The 2064-nt window shown below is 33.7% G+C and carries 2 protein-coding genes; both read left to right on the plus strand.

The features are described from left to right. Window positions 1–22: 22 nt before the first annotated feature. Window positions 23–1303, plus strand: coding sequence for a CAP domain-containing protein (locus tag GSY74_RS10685; RefSeq protein WP_164665132.1), 1281 nt, complete (start codon window positions 23–25; stop codon window positions 1301–1303). 60 nt (window positions 1304–1363) lie between these two features. Next, window positions 1364–1924, plus strand: coding sequence for a PAS domain-containing protein (locus GSY74_RS10690; protein WP_164665134.1), 561 nt, complete (start codon window positions 1364–1366; stop codon window positions 1922–1924). Window positions 1925–2064: the final 140 nt, after the last annotated feature.

Below are 2064 nucleotides of genomic sequence, written 5' to 3' on the forward strand. Positions count from 1 at the left end.
ATAAAATTAAGGAGTTGTTTCAATGAAAAATATAATTCGTATTTCCGTTTGGGGATTAGTCGCACTCTCTGCGGGATATGTATATCTACTAGCAGGAACAACTCCACTAGGTCAAAATATTATTATCAAAGAGGAACCTCTTTTGGATATTGATATGGAGCAAAGACGCACACTTCATTACCTCAACAGACTTAGAGTTGGTGCTGGTCTCATCCCACTAGTCTCTAATCAAAAACTAGAGAGTGCAGCTAAAAATCACGCCTCTTATCTCATAAAAAATGGTCTAATAGGTCACTATGAGGATAAAAAGAGAGTAGGTTTCACAGGTGTATATGGTTCGCAGAGAAGTATGAGTGCTGGTTATGAGACCTCAATGGTTATTGAGAATATATCTAATAATAACTTTACATACAAAGAGTCAGTAGATGGTCTTATGGCTGCGATATATCACCGTTTTGGGTTTTTGGATTTTCATATTGATGAGATTGGTATAGGGGTGCTACAGAGCAAAACCGATAGGTCTCAAACAGCTTTTGTATATGATATGGGCAGTCGAAAACTAGTAGATTTATGCAAAAAGAAGCGTGAAGTTAAACAAGGTAGATATATGGAAAATATCTGTATAGATAAAAAGCAAAAAATAAAATTAACTCTATTTAATGAAACTCTACAGAAGAATAGATATAGAAATAGCAAGATTATAACCTACCCTTTTTCTGGACAAGAGGATATTCCTCCTGCCTTTTATGATGAGTTACCAGACCCACTTCCTGAGTATAGTGTTAGTGGTTTTCCCATCAGTATCTCTTTTAACGAATCCTATTTTAAAACTATCAAAATGATTAGTTTTGAACTCTTTGATGAGGAGAGTAATGAAATAGAGGATACCATAATCTATAGTCAAGAGAGTGACCCAAATAGAAAATTGAAAAAATTTGAGTATGCGCTCTTTCCTCTTAAACGACTAGCATGGAGTAGTAACTATAGAGTAAAAGCAGTCTATGAGGCGGATGGAAAATTAAAAAGAGAAATTTGGCAGTTCAAAACAAGAGATTTTAAAACTCCTATACGAAGTGTAACGGCAGATTCTCATAGTTTTAATATTAATAGAGGAGAGGATAATATATTTTATTTTCCTCCAAAATCTAAAAATGATACCCTCGGAAGCTTGAAGTATCCTGCTAGTTTGGATATTAGCTTTATAGATAAAAATACTATTAAACTAATAGCCCTTACTACTTCAAATAAGAGACTTGTGCTAGAGATAGGAGATCAACAGTTGCATTTAGATATAAAGAACTAAGCATTAATAAAGTATAATATTTAAAATTAAAAATAAACATTAGTTCACTAGGAGGTATCTATGAATATAGTAGACTATGAAATTAAATGTGCATATCAAGAGGTTATAAGAAGCAGAACAGACACCAAAGGTAATATAATATACTGCAACTCAACATTTTCAAAGATTAATGGCTACAAAGGTGCATCTGTTATAAATCAACCACATAATATATTGAGACATCCTGACATGCCTAAAACTATCTTTGATATTGTTTGGAAAGTAATCTCCAATGGTCTTCCAATACAAGCGATAGTAAAGAACAAAACAAAAGATAATAAGTATTACTGGACTATGCTAGAGTGGAAACCACAAAGAGATAATAACAACAGAGTAGTCTCCTTTGTCGCAGAAGGGAAACAGGCACCTGAAAAAATAATACAAATCATGGAACCTCTATATAAGATGCTCTATGATATAGAAAAGGAGCATGGAATGGAGAGTGCACTACTATATCTTCGCTCCTATTTGGATGATAAGGAGATGACATATAGTCAATATCTAGAGCATCTAACTAAACATAGAGGAATGAAGTGTCTTTGTGAATTTGTACGACACTCCATATTCCAAAAACCGCATTAATTATGTGGGTTGTAGGTCGGGTTGCCCTCATCCCGACAATAATCGACATAAAACAAAAGCCTAAATTTTAATGAAAATTAGCATATCAATATTTATTGGACAATCGCAGATATTTGGTATGTAAATGTGGGGATGAGGAC

The organism is Sulfurovum sp. bin170 (genome assembly GCF_010892395.1).
In the GTDB taxonomy this organism is placed as follows: Bacteria; Campylobacterota; Campylobacteria; order Campylobacterales; family Sulfurovaceae; genus UBA1140.

Coding starts and splice junctions, on each gene's coding strand:
- GSY74_RS10685 (WP_164665132.1), top strand. CDS start 23: ATGAAAAATATAATTCGTATTTCCGTTTGGGGATTAGTCGCACTCTCT.
- GSY74_RS10690 (WP_164665134.1), top strand. CDS start 1,364: ATGAATATAGTAGACTATGAAATTAAATGTGCATATCAAGAGGTTATA.